This window comes from Bacillus sp. B-jedd, assembly GCF_000821085.1.
GTDB lineage: Bacteria > Bacillota > Bacilli > Bacillales > Cytobacillaceae > Bacillus_D.
Genome location: NZ_CCXR01000001.1, coordinates 765,001 through 790,057, shown reverse-complemented (window position 1 = coordinate 790,057; position 25,057 = coordinate 765,001). Strand labels below are relative to the sequence as shown.

At 42.9% G+C, this 25,057-nt stretch carries 19 protein-coding genes and 1 tRNA gene (1 of these 20 cut by a window edge); 4 read left to right on the top strand and 16 right to left on the bottom strand.

Annotated elements, in window-relative coordinates; genetic code table 11:
• Window positions 1-51: 51 nt before the first annotated feature.
• From BN1002_RS03885 to queG, 5 genes are all read right to left on the bottom strand, one after another.
• On the bottom strand, window positions 52-1,947 hold the full coding sequence (locus tag BN1002_RS03885) for a PrkA family serine protein kinase (protein WP_048823700.1): 1,896 nt from the start codon (window positions 1,945-1,947) through the stop codon (window positions 52-54).
• A 367-nt stretch (window positions 1,948-2,314) separates the two neighbouring features.
• Window positions 2,315-3,064: an oxygen-insensitive NADPH nitroreductase gene (gene nfsA / locus BN1002_RS03880; RefSeq protein ID WP_048823699.1), complete on the bottom strand. Its 750-nt coding sequence runs from the start codon at window positions 3,062-3,064 to the stop codon at window positions 2,315-2,317.
• Window positions 3,065-3,130: 66 nt separating this feature from the next.
• Window positions 3,131-3,604, bottom strand: a complete 474-nt coding sequence (trmL, locus tag BN1002_RS03875; RefSeq protein WP_048823698.1) for a tRNA (uridine(34)/cytosine(34)/5-carboxymethylaminomethyluridine(34)-2'-O)-methyltransferase TrmL — start codon at window positions 3,602-3,604, stop codon at window positions 3,131-3,133.
• Between the two features lie 286 nt (window positions 3,605-3,890).
• The gene (locus tag BN1002_RS03870) at window positions 3,891-4,781 is read right to left on the bottom strand and encodes an amidase domain-containing protein (RefSeq protein WP_048823697.1); all 891 of its coding nucleotides are present in this window, start codon (window positions 4,779-4,781) and stop codon (window positions 3,891-3,893) included.
• 83 nt (window positions 4,782-4,864) lie between these two features.
• Window positions 4,865-5,998, bottom strand: a complete 1,134-nt coding sequence (queG, locus tag BN1002_RS03865) for a tRNA epoxyqueuosine(34) reductase QueG (RefSeq protein WP_048823696.1) — start codon at window positions 5,996-5,998, stop codon at window positions 4,865-4,867.
• Between the two features lie 109 nt (window positions 5,999-6,107).
• Between queG and BN1002_RS03860 the strand changes: the two genes are divergently transcribed.
• Entirely contained in the window at window positions 6,108-6,776 is a 669-nt protein-coding gene (locus tag BN1002_RS03860; protein WP_048823695.1) for a B3/B4 domain-containing protein, read from the top strand.
• Between the two features lie 73 nt (window positions 6,777-6,849).
• Here the strand turns inward: BN1002_RS03860 and BN1002_RS03855 are convergent.
• Together BN1002_RS03855 and BN1002_RS03850 are read right to left on the bottom strand one after the other, a co-directional pair.
• A tRNA-Gly gene (locus BN1002_RS03855) sits at window positions 6,850-6,923 on the bottom strand.
• Window positions 6,924-7,229: 306 nt separating this feature from the next.
• A complete protein-coding gene (locus BN1002_RS03850) occupies window positions 7,230-7,880 on the bottom strand; it encodes a YdeI/OmpD-associated family protein (protein ID WP_048823694.1) in 651 nt (216 codons plus the stop codon).
• A 181-nt stretch (window positions 7,881-8,061) separates the two neighbouring features.
• Between BN1002_RS03850 and BN1002_RS03845 the strand changes: the two genes are divergently transcribed.
• Window positions 8,062-8,460 (top strand): nuclear transport factor 2 family protein, encoded by a 399-nt coding sequence (locus tag BN1002_RS03845; protein WP_048827712.1) that lies wholly within the window; start codon window positions 8,062-8,064, stop codon window positions 8,458-8,460.
• Window positions 8,461-8,541: 81 nt separating this feature from the next.
• On the opposite strand, the gene BN1002_RS22995 is transcribed toward BN1002_RS03845, so the two are convergent.
• Window positions 8,542-9,081, bottom strand: a complete 540-nt coding sequence (locus tag BN1002_RS22995) for a DUF6241 domain-containing protein (RefSeq protein ID WP_052445610.1) — start codon at window positions 9,079-9,081, stop codon at window positions 8,542-8,544.
• A 304-nt stretch (window positions 9,082-9,385) separates the two neighbouring features.
• Here BN1002_RS22995 and BN1002_RS03835 point away from each other — a divergent pair, with 304 nt between their 5' ends.
• Complete coding sequence (locus BN1002_RS03835) at window positions 9,386-9,952, top strand: glycerol-3-phosphate responsive antiterminator (RefSeq protein ID WP_048823693.1); 567 nt, start codon at window positions 9,386-9,388, stop codon at window positions 9,950-9,952.
• Between the two features lie 59 nt (window positions 9,953-10,011).
• Here BN1002_RS03835 and BN1002_RS03830 read toward each other — a convergent pair whose 3' ends face one another.
• From BN1002_RS03830 to BN1002_RS03790, 8 genes are all read right to left on the bottom strand, one after another.
• On the bottom strand, window positions 10,012-10,716 hold the full coding sequence (locus tag BN1002_RS03830; RefSeq protein ID WP_048823692.1) for an MgtC/SapB family protein: 705 nt from the start codon (window positions 10,714-10,716) through the stop codon (window positions 10,012-10,014).
• A 59-nt stretch (window positions 10,717-10,775) separates the two neighbouring features.
• Window positions 10,776-11,558, bottom strand: coding sequence for an HAD-IIA family hydrolase (locus BN1002_RS03825; protein WP_331386293.1), 783 nt, complete (start codon window positions 11,556-11,558; stop codon window positions 10,776-10,778).
• A 597-nt stretch (window positions 11,559-12,155) separates the two neighbouring features.
• Entirely contained in the window at window positions 12,156-12,941 is a 786-nt protein-coding gene (locus tag BN1002_RS03815; RefSeq protein ID WP_048823689.1) for a sugar phosphate isomerase/epimerase family protein, read from the bottom strand.
• Between the two features lie 24 nt (window positions 12,942-12,965).
• Complete coding sequence (locus tag BN1002_RS03810) at window positions 12,966-13,763, bottom strand: carbohydrate ABC transporter permease (RefSeq protein ID WP_048823688.1); 798 nt, start codon at window positions 13,761-13,763, stop codon at window positions 12,966-12,968.
• A gap of 12 nt (window positions 13,764-13,775) precedes the next feature.
• Window positions 13,776-14,660: a carbohydrate ABC transporter permease gene (locus tag BN1002_RS03805; RefSeq protein WP_048823687.1), complete on the bottom strand. Its 885-nt coding sequence runs from the start codon at window positions 14,658-14,660 to the stop codon at window positions 13,776-13,778.
• An 18-nt stretch (window positions 14,661-14,678) separates the two neighbouring features.
• Window positions 14,679-15,980, bottom strand: a complete 1,302-nt coding sequence (locus BN1002_RS03800) for an ABC transporter substrate-binding protein (protein WP_048827710.1) — start codon at window positions 15,978-15,980, stop codon at window positions 14,679-14,681.
• A 294-nt stretch (window positions 15,981-16,274) separates the two neighbouring features.
• On the bottom strand, window positions 16,275-19,292 hold the full coding sequence (locus BN1002_RS22990; protein ID WP_052445609.1) for a lamin tail domain-containing protein: 3,018 nt from the start codon (window positions 19,290-19,292) through the stop codon (window positions 16,275-16,277).
• A 529-nt stretch (window positions 19,293-19,821) separates the two neighbouring features.
• Window positions 19,822-21,480, bottom strand: coding sequence for a glycerol-3-phosphate dehydrogenase/oxidase (locus tag BN1002_RS03790; RefSeq protein WP_048823686.1), 1,659 nt, complete (start codon window positions 21,478-21,480; stop codon window positions 19,822-19,824).
• A gap of 652 nt (window positions 21,481-22,132) precedes the next feature.
• Between BN1002_RS03790 and BN1002_RS03785 the strand changes: the two genes are divergently transcribed.
• Window positions 22,133-25,057 carry the 5' portion of a S8 family serine peptidase gene (locus BN1002_RS03785; protein WP_052445608.1) on the top strand. Its footprint extends 210 nt past the window's final position, so only the first 2,925 of its 3,135 coding nucleotides appear in the window; the start codon lies at window positions 22,133-22,135; its stop codon lies off the right edge, out of view.

Here is a 25,057-nt window from a genome sequence, read left to right as displayed (position 1 = left end):
CGAAAAAGCATAAACAAAGAGCCGGAGAATTTGCTCCTGCTCTTTGCATGCCTAGCGGTTGAGCAGGCTGCCGACATATCTGAGCAGTTCATTGGCTGAGGTTGAATTATAGCCATGCTCATCAATTAGGCGCGCAACGACATCATTAATTTTCTTAAGCTGTTGTTCATCCGGGGTTTTCGAGGAAGTCGTAATCTTCACAACATCCTTCAGATCCGCAAACAGCTTCTTCTGAATCGCCTCACGCAAACGATCATGGGAATTGTAATCAAACCGCTTCCCTTTCCGCGCATAGGCAGAAATACGTATGAGCACTTCTTCCCTGAATGCCTTTTTCGCATTTTCGGAAATGCCGATTTGTTCCTCAATCGACCTCATCAGCTTCTCATCCGGCGAGATTTCCTCCCCTGTCAGCGGGTCACGAAGCTTTGCCTTGTTGCAATACGCCTCCACATTATCAAGATAATTATCCATCAGCGTCTTGGCGGACTCTTCATAAGAATAAACAAACGCCTTCTGGACTTCTTTTTTGGCAATCGTATCATACTCTTTCCTGGCGAGGGAGATATAGTTCAAATACTTCTCGCGCAATTCTGCCGTTATGGAAGGATGCTGATCAAGGCCGTCCTTTAAGGAACGGAGCACATCGAGCGCATTGATTGACGCGATTTCCTTACGGATGATTGTGGAAGAAATGCGGTTGATGACATAGCGGGGATCGATGCCGCTCATCCCTTCATCCTGATATTCCTTCTTCATTTCATCGACATCCGCCTTGTTATACCCTTCCACGTTCTCGCCATCATACAGACGCATTTTTTTGACAAGATCGATATCGCCTTTTTTCGGTTCTTTCAGCCTGGTGAGAATAGTGAACATCGCCGCTACCCTCAATGTGTGCGGAGCAATATGCACATTAGCGACATCACTTTCGCGGATCATTTTTTCATAAATGCGCTCCTCCTGGGAAACCTTCAGGTTGTAAGGAATCGGCATGACAATGATCCTTGAATGGAGCGCTTCATTCTTCTTATTTGATATAAACGAACGGTATTCGGTTTCATTCGTGTGCGCGACGATAAGTTCGTCCGCCGAAATCAGCGCGAATCGGCCTGCTTTAAAGTTTCCTTCCTGGGTAAGCGAGAGTAAATGCCAAAGGAACTTTTCATCACATTTCAACATTTCCTGGAATTCCATCATCCCTCTGTTCGCTTTGTTCAACTCGCCGTCAAAACGATAAGCACGAGGGTCAGATTCAGATCCATACTCAGCAATCGTCGAGAAATCAATACTTCCAGTCAAGTCAGCGATATCCTGTGACTTTGGATCAGATGGACTGAAAGTGCCAATCCCCGTTCTCCGGTCCTCCGAGAAGAAGATCCGCTCCACAATCACATCCTCTATCCTGCCTCCATACTCCTGCTCGAGGCGCATCATGTTCAGCGGAGACAAATTCCCTTCAATCCTAATCCCATATTCATCAAAGAAATCCTTGCGGAGATAATGGGGAATGAGATGCAAAGGATCCTCATGCATCGGGCAGCCCTTTATCGCAAAAACAGCTCCCCTGTCTGTATGGGAATAAGCTTCAAGCCCCCGTTTGAGCATCGTGACCAGCGTCGACTTTCCACCGCTGACCGGCCCCATTAACAGCAGGATGCGTTTGCGGACATCGAGTCTTTTCGCAGCCGGATGAAAGTATTCCTCAACAAGCCTTTCTAGCGCATCTTCAAGTCCAAACAACTGCTGGTTAAAAAACTCATAAGTCTTTTTGTCCTTTTCCTTGATGATTCCAGCTTCTTTAATCATATTATAAACCCGTGAATGCGCGGACTGGGCAACCCATGGCCGCTCTTGTAGCAATTGCAGATAATCGGCAAAAGTTCCTTCCCAACGCAGTTTTTCTTCTTCTTCTCGGTAACGCTCGATTTTTCTTAAGATATCCATATAATATAGGCCTCCCCCTGTCGCTAAAAATCAGAGACGATTACTATACTCTATGCGGACACTGATTTGAACATGCAAACAGCCGGCGAGGAAAAATCCATTGTTTCCGTGAGGATAAAAATTTAAAGTATATTCATTTCCAGATTGTCGGTGTTGCGCTATAATGAATGTGTATGTCAAATCGAATGACTTTTTCGGGCAAAGGGGGCTTACATAACATGCGTCTGTTACTAATATTGGGTGTTACCGCTGCATTCCTCGCAGCCATCTTCACGTCCGGATTCAATGATAAGCCGGGATCGAACAGCAAGTAATTTATTTCATCGCAAAAAAGCTGCCTCTCAGGCAGCTTTTTTACATTTGGGTCTTATCTCTTGTTAAGTTTGTTTTTCTCAACGAATGCTTTCATATACATACGGCTTTTTTTCTCGAGCATCCCGGTGATTTGCCTTGACCACGTATCGTGCCTCTTCCCGCCCGTTCGCTCTTCATAATAAGCAGCTATCTCATGGTCATATTCCCCAATTTGCCGCAAATAGTTTTCTTGATCCTGCTCGTATCTATCTTCGTGGTAAATATGGCTGAAAGGCAGGCGCGGTTTCATACCCGGGTTCTGATCCGGATAACCGACCGCCATGCCGAATAACGGAATGACCCGTTCAGGCGTGGACAATAAATTTTGGACTTCCTCCAGATTGTTGCGAAGGCCGCCTATGTAGCAGATGCCCAGTCCCATTGACTCAGCGGCAATAGCGGCATTTTGCGCGGCGAGAGCCGCATCAATAACGGCAACCATGAACTTTTCCGTGCTTTCAATCGACTCCTTCACGTCCCCGCCTTCTCGTTCACCAATTAAGGCATGCCTGTATAAATCAGCGCAAAACACAAAGAAGTGGCCATTAGCGGCAACGTAGTTCTGGCTTCCGGCTATTTCCGCAAGCCTTTGCTTCTTCTCCTGGTCCTTCACCCCGATGATGGAGTACGCCTGGATAAAGCTTGATGTCGAAGCTGCCTTGGCGCATTCAACAATTGTCCTGATTTGCTCTTCCGCCAAAGGCTTGTCCTGAAATTTCCGGATGGACTTGTGTTTAAGAATGGTTTCAATCGTTTCATTCATGCAAAATTGCCCCCTTGCTCTAATTACTGCGCCATACCTAAATAAAAAGCCTGCCAGGCAGGCTTTCTACATCAAATCCGGGAAGTTCTGCTGCCTCAGTGCTTCATACACAAGAATCGCCGCGGTATTGGACAAGTTTAGCGAGCGGATATGCCCGTTCATCGGAATCCGCAGGCACCGGTCGAGATTCGCATCGATTACTTCCTTTGGCAGGCCCGTTGTTTCTTTGCCAAAAATAAAATAATAATCCTTTTCCGGGTCGCTGAAATCAAAGGATGAATACGCCTTTTCCCCGAACTTCGTTATATAATAACATTCCCCGCCGGAGATCGTTTCATAAAAGTCCTCAAGCGAATCATGATACACAAGCTTTACATGTTCCCAATAATCAAGGCCCGCCCGCTTCAGCTGCTTATCATCTGTCGAAAATCCCAATGGACGGATTAAGTGGAGATAAGCTCCCGTGCCCGCGCATGTCCTTGAAATATTTCCTGTATTCGCCGGAATCAGCGGCTGATATAACACTATGTGTACTGCCAAGATGTTCACCCTCTATTTCGTTTGCTGCTTTTATTAAAAAGGCTCAGTTATAAGTGAATGTTGATTTACAATGAAGTTGATTGGAACGAAGGGGACTGACTCCGGCGGGATGTAGCGGCACGTGGAGACCCCACAGGCGTCTATGACGCCGAGGAGGCTCCACGGTCCGCCCCGCGGAAAGCATGTCCCTGTAGTGGAAATCAACAATCAAGGATAACAGAGTCATTCAAAAAACTATATTGCAAAAGTGGACTACCCTCAGTTATTATACCACTCAGCCTCTTCCTTACAACTTTACTTGACCGTCATCATGAATTGAATAAAATTTGTATTTGATCTTCGGCGTGTAAGCAGAAGAATCTGTATATTCCCAGTAGCGCATCCTGCTATTATACGTATGGGCATTGACGAGGGGCATTCGATTGGCGTCTTTCGCTACAACAATCGTATTGTGATCAAACCGGCCGTCTCCCTGGAAGTCGTAGCAAATCACATCGCCTGGAATCAGTAAATCGGGGCTTCTCACTTCTTTTGCCTGGAGACCTGCTTTCGAACCTGCCAGGTACCAGCGCAGCGAATTCGCCACCGCCCAGCTGTAGCTATAGTTATTGCCCCTCATCCACCATCCTTGGCCCCGGTTCGGATAACCGCGCATCGGCGCACCCCCCGCATACAGGCATTGAGAGATATAATTCGTGCAATCCACTTCGAATTTTTTGAACGCTGGGTTGTGCGAATTCCACCACCGCTCCGCATATTGGACGGCCTTCCTCCGGTCATACCGGTATGCCATTCGGCTTCCTTCTTCAAATTCTGGTAAAGACAGGTCAGCTGAAAAGGCGGCTTCAAGCTGGGACGGGACGACCTCGTAGTCATCCGCCAAATCCCCATCATAAAAACGGGCTTCCCTTATCTCTACCTCCTCTTCCAAATAGAGAAAGTCTTTTTGCTTAATTAAATGCTGGAAGTGGACTTCATAAAGGACAGCCTGCCACTTATCCCTGTTTTGCTGCCTTAACGCTTTACCGCGCGCATAGGTTTTGACAATGACAGCCCCTCGGTCTGAACAGGCGAGGATTTTCCGCTCATCCTTTTCATCCGTGCCCCTGTTGCTTCCTCCATCCGTAACAAACGCCTTAATCCTTTGTTCAAGCAGTTCCTCAAGCACTTTCCGCATGTCGCCGTCCCCCTTTCCTTCCATACATATGTTTAAGAGAATAGGTTTAGGCAAAAAAAGAGGAATGGCTGCTTTGCCATTCCTCATCGATTCATCATTTCAATTCCATTCTGAATTTCAGCAATTACCTCTTCATCCTTCTCGGAAGCAATGGCTTTTTGCAAAATATCCGCCGCTTCCTTGCCGCCAATTTTGCCAAGAGCCCAGGCTGCTGTTCCCCGCATAACCGGGCGGGGGTCTTTTCTGATTACGTCTTCAAGCTCGGGAACCGCGGTATCGTCCTTAAAATGAGCCAGAGCAATGATAGCATTACGCTGAATCGGCTTTTTGCCGCGCCATGAGCCGGCTACCTTACCGAACCGTTCCCTGAACTCCCGATTGCTGATGGCAAGGAGAGGCCTGAGGAGCGGCTTGGCGGTTTCAGGATCGGGTTCCATCTCTTCGTGGAAATGGAAGTTCCGCCCTTTATTTTCCGGGCAGGCAGTCTGGCATGAATCACAGCCATAAACCCGGTTGCCGATCTTCTCCCTGAATTCTTCAGGGATAAACCCTTTCGTCTGTGTCAAAAAAGCGATGCACCGCTGGGCGTTCAATTGGCCGCCCTGAACCAGCGCTCCGGTCGGGCAAGCATCAAGACATTTGCTGCAGGAGCCGCATTTATCTTCCATCGGTGTGTCCGGTTCAAACGGGATGCTCGTAATCATTTCCCCCAAATAGACATAGGAACCGAATTCAGGCGTGATAATCGAGCAGTTTTTCCCGCTCCAGCCAATCCCGGCACGCTTCGCCACTGCCCTGTCGGCAAGCTCCCCTGTATCGACCATCGACTTCAGCCTCGCTTCAGGCACTCTTTCGGAAATGAACTCCTCTAGTTTGGCCAATTTTGCTCGAAGGATGTGATGATAATCAAGCCCCCATGAAGCCCGGCAGAAAATTCCCCTGCGCTCACCCTTTCTGCTCTCGACCCGCACTTTCATTTTGGACGGATAGGCAAGTGCGATGGCGATAATCGATCTTGGCTTTTCGAGAAGCAATTCAGGGTTGGTTCTCTTTTCAATGTCAGGCTCTTCAAAGCCGGACTGATAGCCTAGTTCCTGCTGGCGGAGAAGCCTGTTTTTCAGTTCACCGAACGGCTCTGCGGTCGTGAAGCCAATCTTGTCGATCCCGATCGATTTGCTGTAGGAAATTACCTCTTCTTTTAATAGGCGGTAGTCCATCTTGGCACCTCCTTCCTTCTTATAATTATCTATAATTAAAGGACGTAAAATTCAATCTCTGCATCATTATATGATAAACTATTTTCAGGTAAATTTGGAGGTGTATTACTTGGAAATCCTTATTTCAAGCGAACTTAACGAACTAATTCCAGGATTTAAACTGGGAATCATTCAATACAAAGGCATTGTTGTAGGCGAGTCGCCTCAAATGCTAAAAGGAAGGCTCCAGCTTTTCCAGGAATCCATCTTCTTCGATTTAGAGGATAAAAACGTAACGGAGCTCGAGGGGATCAGCGAATGGCGCGCTGTATTCAAAACAGGGGGCAAGGATCCGAACCGTTACCGGCATTCCGCTGAGGCTCTTTACCGGCGTGTCCAGAAGCAGAATTATCTTCCTTCCATCCAAAGCGCGATTGACTTGAATAATTTCTTTTCACTCCAATATCAAGTGCCTATTGGTGTTTATGATATAGATAAACTCGAAGCTGATATTATGGTAAGGCTTGGAAATCCAGAAGAAGAATATCGGGGATTGAACGGCAGAATGAACTCCCTGCAAAATCTAATTATTTCAGCGGACGGCCAAGGTCCCTTCGGTAGCCCATTCGTCGATTCTGACAGGGCGCCAGTAACAGCTGAAACCCAAAACGCGCTGCAAATCATATACCACAGGCCATCCACTTCCTGTGAGGATGCCGAAAAAATGACGAAATCACTTATGGATATGTTCACCCAGGTGCATGGGGGCGAAGCTACCAGCACAGTCATCGGCTGCTGACGGGCAGGCCGCGGAAATTAAAAAACGCAATGCCTCGTCTTTTACGAAACACTGCGTTAGTAAACGATTATTATGGAGCGGGTGATGGGAATCGAACCCACGACATCAGCTTGGAAGGCTGGAGTTTTACCATTAAACTACACCCGCGGGAAGAATTTTAGCGGATTTTGTCGAAATTAAAAATGACAATTCTTATATTACTCTTCGAGCGTATGCCTGTCAATATAATTTTTCTTAGAAAAAACGATTGAAAAAGCGTTCCTGGATTGAAACGAAACAGACTGCTGACAAACTTCAAGAGTCGTGAGTTTGCCTGCAGTCTGTTTTCAAATATAAATTAATAATCAGCCCAAGAAAATTTCCACTCCGGGTGGACGCTTTCGCGGGCGAGGCCGAGCCGCTTCCCTCGCTACGCTCAGTCCAGGATCTCGACTTTCCCGCTTTTCAATTTTACTATTTCTTTTTTTGCCGGTATAGATCGACTGATTTGTAGCCTTGCGATAAAATTTCTATCATTTGTTCCTGGCGTTTTTCACGGGTTTTCTGCTGCTTCGCCGAAAAAATATAACGGGCCCAGTCCCTTTGGTAGCCTGGAGTTAGTTCCTTAAACATTTTCAGCACTTCTGGATTATCGGCCAAAAATTTCTCGATATCTTTCACATTCTGCTCATAATCGCCGACACTCTGACTGGCAGCGGGAGACTTCCGCGCTTTCTTCTTCTCGAGCTTTAAACCCACAACGGTAAATACATCGTCCATGCTCACCATCCGGGAAAATTTCAAATCGCTATTGTCGATATATCCTTCATCATCAACCTTTAAAGCTGGAAAGATTTCATCCCGGTGCACATAGGTTTCATATCTTTTATTGCCTTTTTTCGGATAGGCAAAAAACAAATATCCTTTTTCGACCAAAGGCAGCTCGTTGATTATTCTTTTCGTCTCGTTGACCATATCATCAATGGTTTCCACAAACACGAAAATGGCATCATGCCCGCCAGTTAATTCCGTTTTATAGTCATTGAACAAACTGTAATCAGCTGGTTGATTGAGAACGGCCATATTTTCATACTTGTCCAATTTTAATTTATTAATAATTGTCATAGCGGGACTCCTTTAGTTTCAGTTTTCAGCTTTTACGCGTCTCAAATAATTATATATGAGTTTCCCTAACGGATGAAGAGCTTGTACAAAAGCGGGAGCATGAATTGACTTGGAAAGGCTAATGCCGTACACTTCTATTGATTTTGCAGCTAAAAACACCCGCAAAGAAAGGAATTTAGTGATGAACATGGAACAGAATATCCCTAATAGCACCGCATATAAGGAAATAGCCGTGTCTTTTCTCCAGTCTGTAGCAAAAGGCCAAGTACGTGAGGCCTTCAAGCAATACATAGCCACTGATTTTCACCACCATAACCCCTATTTCCGAGGGGATGCGGAATCGATCATGGCTGCCATGGAAGAAAACGCAGTTCAAAGTCCTGAAAAGGTACTGGAAGTAAAGCTTGCCATTCAGGAAAATGAACACGTTGCCGTCCATTCCCATATTAAGCAAAACCCAGAAGATGCCGGGGCGGCAGTGATCCACATATTTCGTTTCAAGGATGGCAGGATTGTAGAATTATGGGACGTTGGCCAGCCTGTACCCCAGGATTCGCCAAATAAAAATGGAATGTTTTAAGCCTAAATCTAAAAAAGCCGATTCGCCACGCCGATAATCGGGGGCCAGTCGGCTTTTATTATATTACCGCTAAAATTGAAACTAGAAGTTTTTCTCGATATACCGTTCCTCTTCTTGAGGGCTTAAAACACCCGTGGCCTTTCCGATCGTCCCACCTTTTAAATCCCAAATAGCATTATGATCCTCATCCGCTTTAGAAAAGTCTCCTTCTTTCCAGCGGTATAAAATATCAAGATACAATTGGTCGTGTTTGTACTCGCCTTTATTTTTTTCAATGATATCAATCAGCCGGTCTACCCTTTCCTCAGTCAGTTGGAGGCTCCCCCATTTTTCATTCGCCTTCACCTTTTGATGGCTCATAAAATGGATGGCATCTTGGACGGCATATTCCTTCATATCATCGGAAAAAAGTTTCTTATCGTTGACCTGCCCCCGGCTGTTTACATAGATGTCTCTTTTACTATCAACTTTATTTCTCAATTGTTCACCGATGGGATTATCCAGGGCACCTTTTGGCAGGAAATGATGCCAGGAGTAAACGGCAATAACTCCAGCCGCCAATAATAAGATGAGGAAGACGAATATGCTTTTAGTTTTCCTGTTTTTTCTCGCTCGCTGCACGTGATTCCCTCCATCACATCGTCTTTACTATTAACAATATATGCCAAACCATCTTTATTCAAATATTTACTACTAGCACAAAATTCCCCGATATATTACTGGAGTGTTTTTTACCTATAACCTTACATTTTCATTGAATTTGGAGAATTCCCCTTGCCAGATATTCCTTTTTTTGAATATTTTTAATTAGTGTACTGCAAATATTTGAATCTATTAGTAAAATAGTAATAACACCTTAAGCAAGAAATGTTGAATTTAGTGCTTTGGATAGACTAAAAATTGAGCAGCAGTAGGAGTGGTAGTAATGGTTCACATCGTAGATTTAGTCCAGTCACAAGTTATTGCATCCGTTAAAGAAGAGGCAGATATTGAGAAAGCGATCAATAGTAAAGCCAATATTGTGTTTCTCCTAACCGGGAACTTAATAAATATGAAGGATTATGTGGAGCGTTTGCGGAAAGCAAACAAACAAATTTTTATTCATATAGATTTTATAGAGGGTTTGTCGAATACTAAGAGTGCGATTCAATACATAGCTTACACCTGGAAGCCTACAGGGATTATTACAACTAAGAGCTCGCTCATTAAGTACGCAAAAGAAGTCAAACTAATGACCATTCAACGAATTTTCCTCATTGATGGGGCCGCCATTTCAAAGGGGATTGAAATGAGCCTTTCCTGTAAGCCCGATGCCATCGAAGTATTGCCTGGCCTAATGCCTTCAATTATTGATAGATTAACAAGGTCAGTTAATATACCGATTATTGCCGGGGGGTTAATAAGTTCAAAAAGTGAAATTTTAGAAGGTCTCGAAGCCGGAGCTTTGGCAATTTCATCTGGAAATCCAGCTTTGTGGAATTTTGATCTTTAAAGTGATTAACGCATAATATACATCTGCAAAAGAGGCAGCCCACTGGACTGCCTCTTTTCTTACCCTGCAATTTCTGTACTTTGAATATGGTCAATTTTTGATATCTCATCATAAATTGCCGGCGTTGACATTCTCCGACTCGCCCTCACCTTTAAATCTATTAGAAATGAGCCATCTCGTAAGTCTTTAATCCTTATATTTTCAATTTTGATGTGATCTTCTTCTATTTTTCTAATCACTTCACCGATATAAGCACGGTCCTTTAATGTTACTTTTAAAGCCAGTTCTTTTGAACTCAGCTTCCAAAAGCCAAGCATGCTGATGAAATTTGGAATAAGCTCGACACTTAAGATGATGAGCACCACGCCCATGATGGCCTCAATATAGAAACCAGCACCACAAGCAATCCCGATTCCCGCTGCTCCCCACACCATAGCTGCTGTTGTAATGCCAGTAATCGTGTCATCTTCTCTTCTCAAAATTACCCCGGCACCCAAAAATCCAATTCCGGAGACGATTTGGGCTGCTAAGCGAAGCGGATCCATCTGAATGTTAATAAACTTTGATCCTGGGAATAGATAGGCAGATTGAATTGACACAATCGTTAACATACAGCTTACAATTGAAATAACCAAGCTAGTTTTTAATCCGAACGGCTTGCGTTTCAATTCGCGTTCCAAGCCTATGGCCAATCCAAGTACTGCTGAAATCAGCAGCTGCACCAGCATCTCCATTTCAATTGATTGAAGTGTCGTTTGAAACATCTGCGCCTTCCTTTCCTGATCATAAATTCTTTCTTCGCTGTAACTTCTTTAGTTGATCGTTATAGGTTACCAATTTCCTTTATACTGTCCAAAACATATGTGGGTTTGTAAACCGCATCGCCGACCATATCAGCTGTTGTAATTCCTGTAAGTACAAGAACAGTTTTCAGCCCATTTTCAACACCCATTCGTATATCTGTCTCTAATCGATCTCCAACCATAAAACATTGTTCCGGTTTCAATCCAAGAATTTCTTTGACAACAAACTCTGCCGTTAAGCGTGATGGTTTTCCTATAATGTAATCAATCGGATACCCTGTTGCTCCTTCCAAAGCTCCAATCATTGCTCCACAATCAGGAATTTGCCCTCCTCCATAAACCGGACAAGTACGGTCTGGATTCGTCGCCAGGATTGTAGCCTTATTCAACCATGCCTGATAAGCTGCATTCAGTTTTTCATAATTGAATTCGCGATCCCATCCCAATACAACATAGGCCGCCTGATTTGGGTCATCGGTCAGCTTAATATTATCTGCCTTGAGCTCTTCAAATAGCGGCTCTTCACCGATGACTAACACTGCATCCTCCTCTTTCATATGCTCCTTGAGGTATTTTACAGTGATATAATTAGAGTTAATGACTTCATCTAATGAAACTGGAATTCCCAGTTTGTTAAGCTTGTCTACATAATCATTGCGGGTAGCAATGGACTTATTTGTCAGGAAGATGACTTTATGCCCTTTTTCCCTCAAACTATTAATAGCTTCCACAGCTCCATCAATCACTTGGTCATCCAAATAGACCGTTCCATCTAAATCAAAGATAAATCCCTTCACCATCATGACATCCTCCACAAACATAATTCTGCTTGACGATCAAAAATTAATCTATATAGGTTGGACTTAATAATCACACTTTTTTAGTTGAATAAGCTGGTTGATTGGAGCTCAGGCATGTAGACTCCTCGAAAATCCTCAATTATGCTAACGCATAACTTCGTGCGAGGATTATTCTTGGAAGCTTTCCTTAATGCTATCGCATTTCCTTCGTGCAAAGCCCATTCGAAGAAGCTGGTTGTCCTGCGGGATAGTGCGGCAAGGGGAGACCCCATAGGCGCAGGCGCCGAGGAGGCTCCTAACTGCTCCTGCGCCAAAAAATATTCAAGGAAGTTCTGTTCAGCTCGTCGCAAACCCACAGGAAGTTATTGCAGGCAGCTGCTTTGACGCCCCGTGGAAAGCGAAATGCCCGGAGCGGAAATCAACCACTCCGTACCTGTCAGAATATCAATTTATTTCAACCTATATAGAAAGGAAAAACAGTTAAAAAAAATCCCAGCTATAATAAACCTCGAAAGGTTTAAAATAGCCGGGATTTCTCCTCATCTCTACCCCAAGCATGATTATAATTTTATGTACACATTAAAACCATCCATCTTAAAGTCACTTGCCAATTAGGCCTTTCAAATCATTGTGTGATTTATTTGCAAAATCCAAGGATTTCATTTCAAAATTCACATAGTAATCCGTAGTTCCCTCTTTTAGCATTTGAATGACACCATCAAATGGAATTTCTCCATCTCCAAGCGCTAAATGCTCATCAGTAAGTCCATGGTTATCATTAAGATGAAAAACCTTAATAAATGGCTTAAGTGCTGACAATTCTTGATTAAAGCTGTTTTGATTCGATAAAAACGCATGGCCCGTATCAAAGCATAGCCCGGTATTTTTTTTCTGTAAAACTTCAATAATCGCTAATAAGTCAGAACTGTTTGTTCCGATCTCACCTTCATAAGGCGGTACATTTTCCAAAATTAACAATGCCTGGCCAGGCAGGCTGCTGCTTTTTTGCTGAAAGTAATTCCGGATACTTTCCAATCCCCGTTCGTGGTCCTTTGACCTACCGGGATGAAAGAGGATATAGCCGCTGTCGAAATAATCTACGAGTTCCATGCACCGTTCCCAAACCTCATCCGTTTTCATGCGAATGGAAGCTTCATCACTTGCTGGATTAAAATTTGTAATCGGGGCATGAAAATGAATGTTTGCCCCATACTCATTTAGTAAACTTTGAAGATTTTTTCGTTTCGTACTGCTCCAGGAAAGCATTTCGTATCCATGTCCTTCACACATGACCTCAATTGCCTTCCAGCCATTTTGCAAAATTGTTTCAATGGCTTCTTCTATTTGCAAGTCGATTAAATTATAGGATGATACAACACTTTTCACGGTTATCCCCCATTAAAATATCTTTTACTTTATCCCCGAATGCATAAAACTGCTAATGAACTGTTTTTGGAAAATAAAGAATGCCAAAAGCATTGGAAAAATAACGAGAAGTGTTGCTGCTGTTACCACGCCCCATTGCGCCCCAGTTTCAAATGATTTTGCAAAGATGGAAAGTCCGACCGTCAGCGGGCGGTTTTCTACTGAATTGGTGACGATCAGCGGCCATAGGAAGTTACTCCATTGGTGGCTTACGGAAATCAAACCAAATGCAACAAAGGTTGGTTTTGCTAAAGGAACATACACATGCCAAATGATTTGGAGAAGGTTGCAGCCATCCATCCTCGATGCCTCTTCCAGTTCATAAGGAATTCCTTTAAACGTTTGCCGCAGCAGAAAAATACCGAAGGCTGAAGCAAAATAAGGAAGCATGATGCCAAGTTTCGTATCAACAAAACCCATACTGGCAATAATGCTGTAGTTAGGGAATATCAATACATCTACCGGAATCATGATCTGTACAAGTACCAGCATGAAAACGATATTTTTTCCCCTGAATTCCAACCTGGCAAATGCATAGGCTGCCAGGGTAGCCGTAAATAACTGTACCGCTAAAACTCCGACAACGATAATCGTTGTATTTAAATAATATTGGGCAAAAGGAGCCGAATCCCATGCTCCTTTAAAGTTATCCAACGTAAAAGCCATTGAAAGTAAATTTGTAGCCTCACTTCCGGGCTTAAATGCTGTCAGGACTAACCAAAAAAGAGGAATAGCCCATAAAATTGCAAGAAAGTAAGTTCCAATTGTGACAAGCCTCTGCATTTTTGGGCCTCCTTAATTATAATGAATCTTTTTATCAACCGAGAAAAACTGGATTGAAGAAATGATAACCAATAGTATGAGCATGACCAGTGTCAATGTTGCCGCCATTCCATAATCCATGAATTTAAAGGCATTTTCGTAAATATAGTAGAGTAATAAATTACTTGCATTATCAGGTCCGCCCTGTGTCATCACAACTAAATGGTCGACTAGTTTAAATGCATTCGTAATGGCGATGATCATAACAAACAGTGTTGTTGGCATGATTAATGGGAACGTTATTTTTCTAAACCTATACCAACCTGATGCGCCGTCTATCGTTGAAGCCTCATAAAGCTCCTGTGGGACATTTTGCAGGCCTGCCAGATAGAAAATCATGAAGAAACCTGCTTCCTTCCAGATAAGCATAATCATCATGCCAATCAGAACGGTATTGGAATGGCCCAAAATGTTAACATTCTCGATGCCGAAGACAGACAAAACCTTACTTAACATCCCGTACTCAGGCGTATAGATAAACAACCAAATGTTTGCTGCGGCAATGATTGGAATAACAACAGGATAGAAGAAAAAAGTTTTTACAATCCCATTCATAAATATTGAACGGTTAATCAGGATGGCCATCAATAGGCCTAACCCAACCCCAACCGGCACTGTACCAATTGCGAATAATATATTATTCTTTAAAACCTTCCAAAAAATCTCATCTTCCATCATGCGTGAAAAGTTATCAAATCCCACAAAAAAGGGAGCCGAAACTCCCATTTCACTATTATAAAAACTTAGGTACACTGTTTTAACAATTGGGTAAAAGGTAAACAGCACGAGGAATATGAGAGATGGAAGGAGAAGAATCCACGGTGTTAGTTTATGTTTAATGCTGGCGCTTCTTCTCATTTCCTATCTCCTCAGTTCTTATTTGTTATATGGCTTCAGAACTTTCTCAGCATCTTCCTGAGCTTTCTTTAAGGCCTCTTTCGCGCTGGCTTTGCCTGTAATCGCTGCTTGAATGTTATCGTTAATAATCTTATAGATTTTCCCATTGCTATGAGTTGATAATTCAGCAGAAGCATGCTCCAGCTGATCTCTCGCCACGACTGCCTGCGGGAAAGATTCAACATATTTCTTCATTTCATCCGTCTCATAGGCAGCTTTACTTGTTGCAACGTAGCCTGTGTCGATACTCCACTGAGCTGCGCGCTCCGGCTGAGTTGCCCAATCAATAAACTTCCATGCTGCTTCTTTCTTTTCCTTTGGAATATCATTGAAGATATAGAAGTTTCCGCCGCCTGTTGGGCTTCCGTAGTTTTTGCCAGCTGGCAGGAAGGCGACGCCAAAGTCAAATTTCGCGTTGTTTTTAATATTCGTCAAGTTCCCGGTTGTATGGTAAAGCATTGCCGTATTGCCTTCCAGGAAATCCGAAGGTGCTGTTGCCCAATCAATGACCCCATTAGGGCTGATTTTATGTTTCTGGGCCAAGTCCATCATAAATTGGAGTGCTTCTTCATTTTCAGGAGTGTCAAAGTAAACTTCCTTACCGTCATCACTCATAAGGTTTTTGCCGTTTTGCAATGCAAGTGCCTGGAACATCCAGTATTGGAAGTTAGTTGATGGAATTTCAACGCCAGCTTTCATGCCGGAATCCACTAACTTTTTGCCATATTCAACAAGCTCATCCCAATTCTTTGGTGGTTGTTTCTTATCCAAGCCTGCTTTTTCAAAAGCATCCTTGTTGTAATAGAGAACAATCGTACTTCTTTGGAAGGGAAGTGAATAAGTCTTTCCGCCAGTTTGTGAGTTCTCCATAAAAGCAGGATAGAAGCTATCAGCTTTATTTGAAGCGCTTCCAGTAAAGAACTCATCTAACGGTGTAATCGCCTTCATATCTAGCAGAGTATAAAGTTCTGTAGAAAGCAGCACTGCCAGGTCCGGGGAAGTTTTTCCCTGGATGGCTGTTTGAACCTTTGTCATTGTTTCATCATAAGTTCCCGTATAAACCGGTTTGATTACAATATCCGGGTTTTCCTTTGTGAAGTCTTCAGCCAGTTTTTCAATGATTTTCGTTAATGGCCCGCCAACCGCAATCGGGAAGTACCACGTTAATTCAACCTTTTCACCTTTTTTCGTTCCGGATCCAGAACTTGATTTTTGACTGCATCCTACAGCTGCAAAAACCAGCAGCATCAAACTAATGCCCACTAAAATTATTTTTCTCATTTTTATCCCCCTTTTTATGACAAAATTTTTAATCATTGATTATTTCAACAACTTTTGCCAAAACCCTCCTTTGGTTCGGAAAAATAGAAAAAGAACCCCTAAAAATCATGTGCCGAGAAATACGCAAAGATTCCTCAGCCAATGAATTTTCAGGGGTTCTCCTAGTCTCTACCCAATCCAATTGCCGAATATTTCATATTTTACATATAATTTAAAAAAATTATATCGAGTAGTGTAAGGATTGTCAATACTCGGTTTATGAAGTTTAATAACTTTCATACTATAAATACTCTATTATTCGTCTTTACTATTTTTTCTATCTTCCTTAATAATGTCCTTATCATCTTTCATCAATGTTTTCAAATCAATTTTTAACATACGATCCATTGGGTAAGTTGTCGTATACCGATACTTATTCGCTCCTGATTCAAATAAAACATAGAGTTCCCGCCCGACTACAACAATTCCTTCAGGCATAGGGATGGCCTCAATACTTTCACGCGGTTTAGCTCCGGCCCCGTCCAAATACCATAGCGGCACTTCCTTTTGGCCAATTGTAACAGACCCATGCGGGGCTTCCTTTAATGGATGCTCATAACGGTATAAAACACTGTCATTCGCTCTTCCGTATGAAGTGCTTAATGTAATCCCCTTTTTTTGGACAATGGCTCCTTGTACTTTATCGGTTGTTGACAGCACATAATCTGGTATCGCCTGCTCGTCCTGTTTTCCAGACCACTGCATTCCAGATAGCATATCGTTGCTTGATTGAAGGTTATAGCCAATCATCCATGCATATTGGGTAATTCCTTTACGGTTAACCAAATGGTGTGATGGGTCAGTTGGATATGATTTTGCCTCATAAAATTCCCCTACCCAAAGAATTCCTTCATCATATACATTGTAGGCTGCATTAACCGGAACTGGGATTTGGTTAATAAACCTGATTTCATCATTATTTTTTGCTTTAACGAGATCGCTTAGACTGAATTGGAACAAATAGTTCTCTGACGCAATCCAGCCATGATCCTTACTGACGGTAAGCCCACCTGCATGCCCCGTATATGGTGTGCCATCAGTGTTGAGCATGATAACAGACTTGAGTAACTTCCCTGTTGTTGCATTCGTGACTGTTAACGTTCCTGGTCTACCATCATCCAAGTAATTTATCGTTAAGACCCAGTCCTCCTTTTTATAATAGGCAATCCCTTGCGGTACTAGGTCCTGGACCAAACCAGGGATAATTGGCCCATCTTCACTTATATCCCACAACCCCTGATATTTTGGATCCCTGCTATGAGGTGTCCGCTCTTCTTGAGTAATCAGCTGATGGGCTGGTCTTACTGTAATCGGCGCTGATTTCGAAGATACATTACCAGATAAATCCTCTGCAGACATTTCCAGCACGACATCCTTATTTCCCGTCAGCAAAGATAGCGTAAACTCTTGCTTAGACGGTGGTATTGAGAACTCAAGTATTCCATCTTTATAAATATGATACCGGTAAATATCATCGTCCCCGGTCGACTCCCAGGTCACCCGTACCTCACCATTTCCTGCTTCCGCGCTAATATTTGCAGGAGGTTGAGGAGAAATCCCATCAGCCACTGGTCTTGAAGGCGCTTGATCCTCTTCAATCCAGCCTGGGGTAGCCCGATGATGTCCAGCCAACGTTTCCATCGTAATGCTTCCATCTTTCGGGTAGCCAAAGATAACCGAGTTTCCGAGTGATACTAGATCGCCGGAATAATTGGCTTTAACTACTTCCGTCCCTTGTGGATTTAATATCGCTACCGCTTGCGTGCCGCTGTTGACCAATCCGCCAATATTCCCAAGGATTGTATAGTGTTCTTCATCGACATATTTGCTTTTGTAAGAAGAAAAATAGTAATGATTGAAGGCAATTGTTGGAATTGGCGCAATTTCTTGCCTCCTTGTCCAAAAAACATGGCTGTCCCATGAATCAATGACCAATGTATTCGTAATTTCAACATTCCAATTCCCCGACTTGAGCCGGTATCCATTTAAATCAATAGGCTGGGCGCTATTATTAAAAACCTCTATAAACTCAAATGCATCATACCCTGCATAATTATCAGTATCTGGAACAACTTCGGTAATCAAGAGTTCAGGAACCGGGACAGTTTCACTGGGACTTGCTAAATGCGGTGCCGATTTTACCGATTCATTCCCGGCCCTGTCATAAGCAGTAACCTCAAACGTGTATTCCCTATCTAATTTTAACGGGGATACGGTGATGCTGTTTGTCTCTGATGTATCATAAACCGTTCCGTTTATATACACACGGTACCCAGCCAAATCTTGTTCAACGCTCTTTTTCCACTTTAGCGTTACATAGTCCTTCCCGCCTACATGAGTGAGCCCAGCCGGCGGAGCAGGAGCCTCTGTATCAACTATTTCCTGCGGAATAACTGTGGCGGAAGGACTGCCAGGGGATTCATTTCCTTCGCTGTCCATGGATGTTATTCTAAATTCATAAACTTGGTTATTCGCTAATCCCTCAACTGTATAAGAGGTGGCATCAATAACTGTCACTGGTTCTGAATAGAAATTGGAATATACTTTATATGCCGAAGCTCCTTCAACAGGTTCCCAGTTCAATAAGACTGCCTTGTTTTGCGGGACAGCCGTTAGTTCTGAAGGTGTCGCAGGCCCTATGTACTGGGATTTCATCACCTCTCCAGGAGTGGCCTGGCTATTATTTTCAATTTTGGCCATTTCGGTTGAATTACCTATTTGATAGATGACACTTCTATTTGTAAATCCATCCGCTCCCCCGTCGTTAATCAGGGCTGTACTTATTGGAACCCCGTCGGCCCCTGCAATTCCAACCTTTCTTAATGAACTGTCATGCAGTCCCTGTGCCGAAGAAGTAAGCTTCACTTCGTATACTTGTTCCTTAGTCAATAAGACACTATAGTTTGAATTGAAATCCCACAATGGGACATCAGGGTCATTGTATTTTTTCAGCCAAAGGACCAAAGTTTCTTTTGCCTTAATGGATTTATTCGTAATTTGCCAGCGATTGGCCGGATTTGTCATGTTTGTTGTAAAATACTGAAGTTGATATTTTTCCAAATTGATATCTTTGGAAGTCGTATTATAGATTTCAACATACTCATATGGCTGTCCATCACCATCCGATTTGACGACAATTTCCGTGATAGCCAGAGCAGGCACATTGCCCCCGGCGGAAGCATTTGCTTTATCAGCAGAAATAACTGATAGATTGCCCGCAGCCAGTAAAATAACCATTACATAGATTAACCACTTGTGAAGCTTATTCCCCATTTTGTTTCCTCCCTTTGAACGATATTATATAGAAAACCCGGCATTTGTCTGACTGGCAGCCAGCAGCAACGCCAAAGCTATCTAAAAAAACCGCCTGAACATATATTTTTAATACGGCCAAAAATAAAACCCTATGACAAAACCGGCATTACAAAATGTAATACACGTTTATGTTCATAGGGTTCTCTTCATCTCTGCCCAAGAAATAGTTATTAAACTATTCATAATATTACGGCAAAGTTAATAAGTTGGCAATATAATTTACCTATTATATAGGTTGAAATATAGATTGGTATTCAAACGATAACATTGTGGTTGATATCCGCTCCGGGCATTTCGCTTTCCGCGGGGCATCAGTGGAGCCTCCTCGGAGCAAAGCTCCTGTGGGTCTCCCCTTGCTGCTCTATCCCGCAGGAGTCTACATGCCTGAGCTCCAATCAACCAGTTATTCAGAATTAAATAGTGCGATAATTAGGTTCAACCTATATAGAGAATTTTTTTAGTTTTATTGTTTAATCCGATATTAACTCTATTCCTCAGAGGAAATGACGCAAGCTTTCAAAGCTGTTTCAACTTCTTCCTTATGCATGGCAATCTCCTGTTCATTCCATTGGAAGCGGGCAGTCATGTAATCGATGATGGATTCTTTCCATTTTTTCACGGATGGGATATCAAACAATATCGCCCCTGTCCGCCTGTTCAGGAAATCAATCGGAGTAGCAGCCATCTCATATTCAATCGCATATATAAGCCGTGCAAATAACTCCAGCGGAATCCCATGATTTATTGCATCGTCTTTGTTAGCTTCCAGCAGATCGAATAGACGATTAACATTGGACCCGTATGTCCGCACTAATTTTTCCGCTTCTTCCTTTGATAGCCCCAGTTCCAGTCCTCTATTCAGATGCTTTGAAACAAAACCTTCCAAATTTTTCGAACCGCCTATGTCTCCCCCGGAGATAGGCAAAAATTTCGTTTGGCAGGCAGGAAATGCTTCTCCAACCTCCGAATGGAATTTTTCGGCCAATAGATCAACAACCATTTCCGCCATTTTTCGATAGCCAGTCAGTTTTCCGCCCGCAATCGTAATTAATCCAGATTCTGATTCCCATATTTCATCTTTTCTTGAAATCTCCGAAGCACTTTTCCCTTCCTCATAAATGAGCGGGCGCACACCTGCCCATGAGGATTCAATGTCAGCTTCACTCATCTTAATATCAGGAAACATATAATTTACTGCTTTGATAATATAATCACGGTCACTTACTGTTACGCCAGGGTTAACCGCATCTTCCTGATAGAAAGTATCAGTTGTCCCAACGTAAGTTTTTCCATCGCGGGGAATGGCAAAAACCATCCGCCTATCCGGGGTGTCAAAGTAAATGGCTTGTTTCAAAGGAAAACGGGACTGATCGATGACGAGGTGTACTCCTTTCGAAAGCTGAAGGATTTTTCCTTTCTTCGATTGATCCATTTCCCGGATTGTATCTACCCAAGGTCCAGCAGCATTAATGATTTTCTTCGCTTGGACTGTATATTCTTCACCCGTTAATTGATCCCGAATTAAAGCGCCGGAAACTTTTTGATTATCATATACAAGCTTCATTACCTTGGAATAATTGAGTGCGATCGCGCCCTTTTCCCAAGCCGCTTTCATGACTTCAATGGTTAATCTTGCATCATCGGTCCGATATTCCACATAGTAACCGCCACCTTTTAATCCGGTTTTTTTAATAAGTGGCTCCTTCGCCAATGTTTCCTCGGCAGAAAGCATGACTCTTCTCTCCGTTTTCCTTACTCCTGCAAGAAAGTCATAAACCCGCAAACCAATGGATGTTGAGAATTTACCGAATGTCCCCCCCGTATGAATAGGCAAAAGCATCCATTCCGGAGTTGTAACGTGCGGCCCGTTTTCATAGACAATCTCACGCTCCTTACCAACTTCGGCCACCATTTTTACTTCAAACTGTTTTAAATATCGCAGTCCGCCATGTACTAATTTAGTTGATCGGCTAGAGGTGCCCGCAGCAAAATCCTGCATTTCAACAAGCGCAACTTTCATTCCTCTTGTAGCGGCATCAAGGGCGATTCCTGCTCCAGTAATCCCTCCACCGATAATCAATACATCGTATTCCTCATTGCTTAACTGATTAATGATTTCTGCCCGACGCAGATTTGAAAAACTCATTTCAATTTCCTCCCTGGTAAGAGCTTCTATAAGATTTATTTGTAATCTCAGGAAAAATAAAAAGAGACCATAAAATAACATTACCGCCTCTGGTAATGCTTTTTATGGTCTCTCCGCTATCTCCCGACATTTATTCAATTGAGGGTATTATAGCACAAAGTATGAATGGTGCCCAATAACTTTTTGAAAAAAATGGCTGCATGAACGAGTTTTTATACTTCAATATAATTTTTCGCCTGATTCTTCAACGTATACAAAGCATTATTATAGTACTGAACTATCCAAGAAGATGTATTTATATTTAAATGGCGACCTGCCAAAATACCTATTTCTATAAAGAATTAATGGTTAAGTCTAAATAATTTTCCAAAAAAATCTTCTTTTTTCGCTAGTTTTTTTCTAGATGAACTGATTTATAGCTTCAACATCTCGGCAGATTTTGCATATTCCGATCTTTTTTGCCACTAACAATCAATTTTCGATATAAAACTTAATTTTCATATACTTTTGACCTACGACTTTTTGCGCTAGTCCTAAAAATAGGAATTTAGTATAGTATTATTATACTGAAAATTTAATGTTTTCAGTTAAATATTAATAGAAGGAGGATATTTCTACTATTTATTTTGCAAAAATGATAAGGGGGAAGAACATGGGGAAAAGAATTACTGCAATATTATTAGTTTTCTTATTAGCATTTGGCAGCAGCGGGTTTGCTGCAATCGGCAATATTACGCCGGAAAAATTAGATTTACATAAACCGGAACTTTCAAAAACTAATCTCACAGCAACAGACCAAGAAAGCATTGATCCGGATAAAGAGGTCCGCGTCATTGTTGAACTCGATGGCAATGCACCGGTAGTGACCGCTACCAAAAAAGGTGTTAAGTACGATAAGCTCGCAAAAGCAGAGCGCAAGCATTTGGAAAAAGCTGCAAAAGATAAACAAAAGGCTGCAAAAGATAAAATTAAAGGAAAAAAGCTTGGCATTAAATATGAGCAGGAATTCAATGCGATCGTAAACGGCTTTAGTGCCAAAGTAAAATACGGTGATATTGAAAAAATTAAGGAAGTGCCTGAGGTAAAGCAAGTATACCTCGCAAACGAATATAAGCTTCCTACTGAAAAGCCAGATATGAAGTACAGCAAGGAACTGGTCGAGGCCCAAAAAGCTTGGCGTGATTTTGGATACACAGGTGAAGGTATGGTTGTCGGGATCATCGACTCCGGCGTTGATCCATCCCATAAAGATTTTCTTTTAACTGAGTCTTCGAAGGCGAAGTTGTCTAAAGGCTCTGTAGAAGGCGAAATCGCCGAGTCAAGCCTTCCGGGACACTATTTCAATGACAAGGTCCCTTATGGCTGGAACTACATGGACAATAACGATGACATCCTAGATGACAATGCCGTGACGGGAATGCACGGGATGCACGTTGCTGGAACTGTAGCAGCCAATGGTGACGAAGAAAATGGCGGCATTAAAGGTGTTGCTCCAGAGGCGCAATTGCTGGCTCTTCGTGTATTCGGAGAAGAACAGCCATCCACCTGGGGAGATATTTATATTAAAGCGATTGATGACGCCCTTAAGCTAGGCGCTGATGTATTGAATATGAGCTTAGGCTCCACAGCAGGTTTCGTAGATGCGGAGTCTCCTGAACAACAGGCAGTAACACGCGCTGTGGACAACGGAGTGGTGATGTCCATTTCCGCTGGAAACTCAGCTTATTTTGGAAATGGATCTAGCTTTCCATATCCATATGCATCTAACCCTGACTACGGTGTTGTAGGTTCACCGAGTGTATCAAATGACTCCATTTCTGTTGCATCTTACGAAAACTCCCATATGGATGTAGATGCGGCTAATGTTTCAATTGACGGAGGAGCTGCTGAATCAGTTATGTTCCTATCAGCTGGCCAGACTGCTCCAACAGTGGGAACAAGTTATGAATTGGTTTATGGAGGATTAGGAAAACCTGAAGATCTTGAAGGAAAAGATTTGAATGGCAAAATCGTTTTAGTCCAACGCGGTGAAATTGGATTTGTTGATAAAGCCATGAATGCCCAGAAAGCTGGAGCGGCAGGAGTAATCATCTACAACAATCAAGATGGAACTGTTAATATGGCGACAGATGCAGCGATTACTATTCCTCAATTGTTCATGTTAAAGAAAGATGGCGACCGCTTTGCAGCTGCACTTCAGGGTGGAAAGGCTGTTAAAGTGGATTTTGGCGGCAGTAAGATGACCATCCCTAATGGAGAAGCTGGTAAAATGAGCGCCTTCACATCATGGGGTATTACGCCAAACCTTGATTTCAAACCGGAAATCACAGCGCCAGGCGGGCAGATTTACTCTACAGCTGACCATAACGAATATCAGATTATGAGCGGTACATCTATGGCTGCGCCGCACGTAGCTGGTGGTTCCGCATTGGTTCTTGAAAGAGTGGATAATGACTTCGGCCTTCAAGGGGCGGATAGATCCAAGTTAGCGAAGAAATTTTTATTAAACACCGCCAAGCCAGTAAGTTTGGGCAAAGCGCCTGTTTCTCCACGCCGTCAAGGGGCAGGCCTAATGCAGCTTCATGCCGCATTATCAACGCCTGTATCAGTGTCTGACTCTAAAACGGGCGAAGCAAAGGTTGCTCTGAAGGAAGTAAAGGGTAATGTTGTAACTTTTACTTTAATTGCGGAAAACTACTCTGACAAATCGGTAACATACAATGTAAGTGCAAGTGCACAAACAGATTCTCCTGTTAATGCAGGCGGCGGTTTATTTGTAACAGGACCGAACCAATTCGGTGCACTTGATTTAGGAGCAATCGCGACAATTAATGGAAAGACCGTTAACTCAATTGAAGTACCTGCCAATGGCAAAACAGCATTTGAGGTTTCTGTTGATGTCAGTGATTGGGATTCAGATTTAAAGTCCTATTACACAAATGGTTACTGGCTTGAAGGATTTGTGCAACTTACAGACCCTAGTGATACAAATCCTGATCTAGTTGTCCCTTATGTTGGCTTTAAAGGCGACTGGAATGCCGCGCCAATTCTGGACACTCCAGCTTGGGATCCAATGTCCTACTATGGATATACAGGAGTTCTTACGCGTAATGGTGCCGGCTATGGTTATTTAGGTGTTGATCAGGCAACAGGTGACATCAACCCTGATTTAATTGCCATTTCACCAAATAGTGATGGGAATAATGATAGTGCCACATATATTCTATCTCTGCTCCGCAATGCAAAACAGTTCAATTTAAATGTTTTGAATGCTGATGGAGAGGTAGTAAAAGAAATTGCATCTGAACAAGAAGTACGCAAAAACTACTATGACGGCGGCAGAGGTGCGATGTACTACCTAATCTCCGATTGGTCATGGGATGGTACAATGCATAACGGCAAAAGGGCTCCTGAAGGCCAATACTACTTGCAAGTGGAAGCGACTCTTGACTATGAAGGTGCCAAACCACAAACTGTTAATTTCCCAGTGAAACTTGACGTAACCACACCAAAGGTTAAAACGACACTAGAGAAAGACGGAAAAACAGTTGCGGTAGATGTTTCCGATAAAACAAGC

What these genes read in the sequence shown, in the direction of transcription:
- BN1002_RS03810 (WP_048823688.1), bottom strand. Translation starts at nt 13,763, where the DNA reads ATGCAGAGGCTTGTCACAATTGGAACTTACTTTCTTGCAATTTTATGG.
- BN1002_RS03830 (WP_048823692.1), bottom strand. Translation starts at nt 10,716, where the DNA reads ATGTTTCAAACGACACTTCAATCAATTGAAATGGAGATGCTGGTGCAG.
- BN1002_RS03800 (WP_048827710.1), bottom strand. Translation starts at nt 15,980, where the DNA reads ATGAGAAAAATAATTTTAGTGGGCATTAGTTTGATGCTGCTGGTTTTT.
- BN1002_RS03805 (WP_048823687.1), bottom strand. Translation starts at nt 14,660, where the DNA reads ATGAGAAGAAGCGCCAGCATTAAACATAAACTAACACCGTGGATTCTT.
- BN1002_RS03850 (WP_048823694.1), bottom strand. Translation starts at nt 7,880, where the DNA reads ATGACAATTATTAATAAATTAAAATTGGACAAGTATGAAAATATGGCC.
- BN1002_RS03885 (WP_048823700.1), bottom strand. Translation starts at nt 1,947, where the DNA reads ATGGATATCTTAAGAAAAATCGAGCGTTACCGAGAAGAAGAAGAAAAA.
- BN1002_RS03790 (WP_048823686.1), bottom strand. Translation starts at nt 21,480, where the DNA reads ATGAGTTTTTCAAATCTGCGTCGGGCAGAAATCATTAATCAGTTAAGC.
- BN1002_RS03870 (WP_048823697.1), bottom strand. Translation starts at nt 4,781, where the DNA reads ATGCGGAAAGTGCTTGAGGAACTGCTTGAACAAAGGATTAAGGCGTTT.
- BN1002_RS22990 (WP_052445609.1), bottom strand. Translation starts at nt 19,292, where the DNA reads ATGGGGAATAAGCTTCACAAGTGGTTAATCTATGTAATGGTTATTTTA.
- nfsA (WP_048823699.1), bottom strand. Translation starts at nt 3,064, where the DNA reads ATGAATGAAACGATTGAAACCATTCTTAAACACAAGTCCATCCGGAAA.
- BN1002_RS03825 (WP_331386293.1), bottom strand. Translation starts at nt 11,558, where the DNA reads ATGATGGTGAAGGGATTTATCTTTGATTTAGATGGAACGGTCTATTTG.
- queG (WP_048823696.1), bottom strand. Translation starts at nt 5,998, where the DNA reads ATGGACTACCGCCTATTAAAAGAAGAGGTAATTTCCTACAGCAAATCG.
- BN1002_RS03835 (WP_048823693.1), top strand. Translation starts at nt 9,386, where the DNA reads ATGGTTCACATCGTAGATTTAGTCCAGTCACAAGTTATTGCATCCGTT.
- BN1002_RS03845 (WP_048827712.1), top strand. Translation starts at nt 8,062, where the DNA reads ATGAACATGGAACAGAATATCCCTAATAGCACCGCATATAAGGAAATA.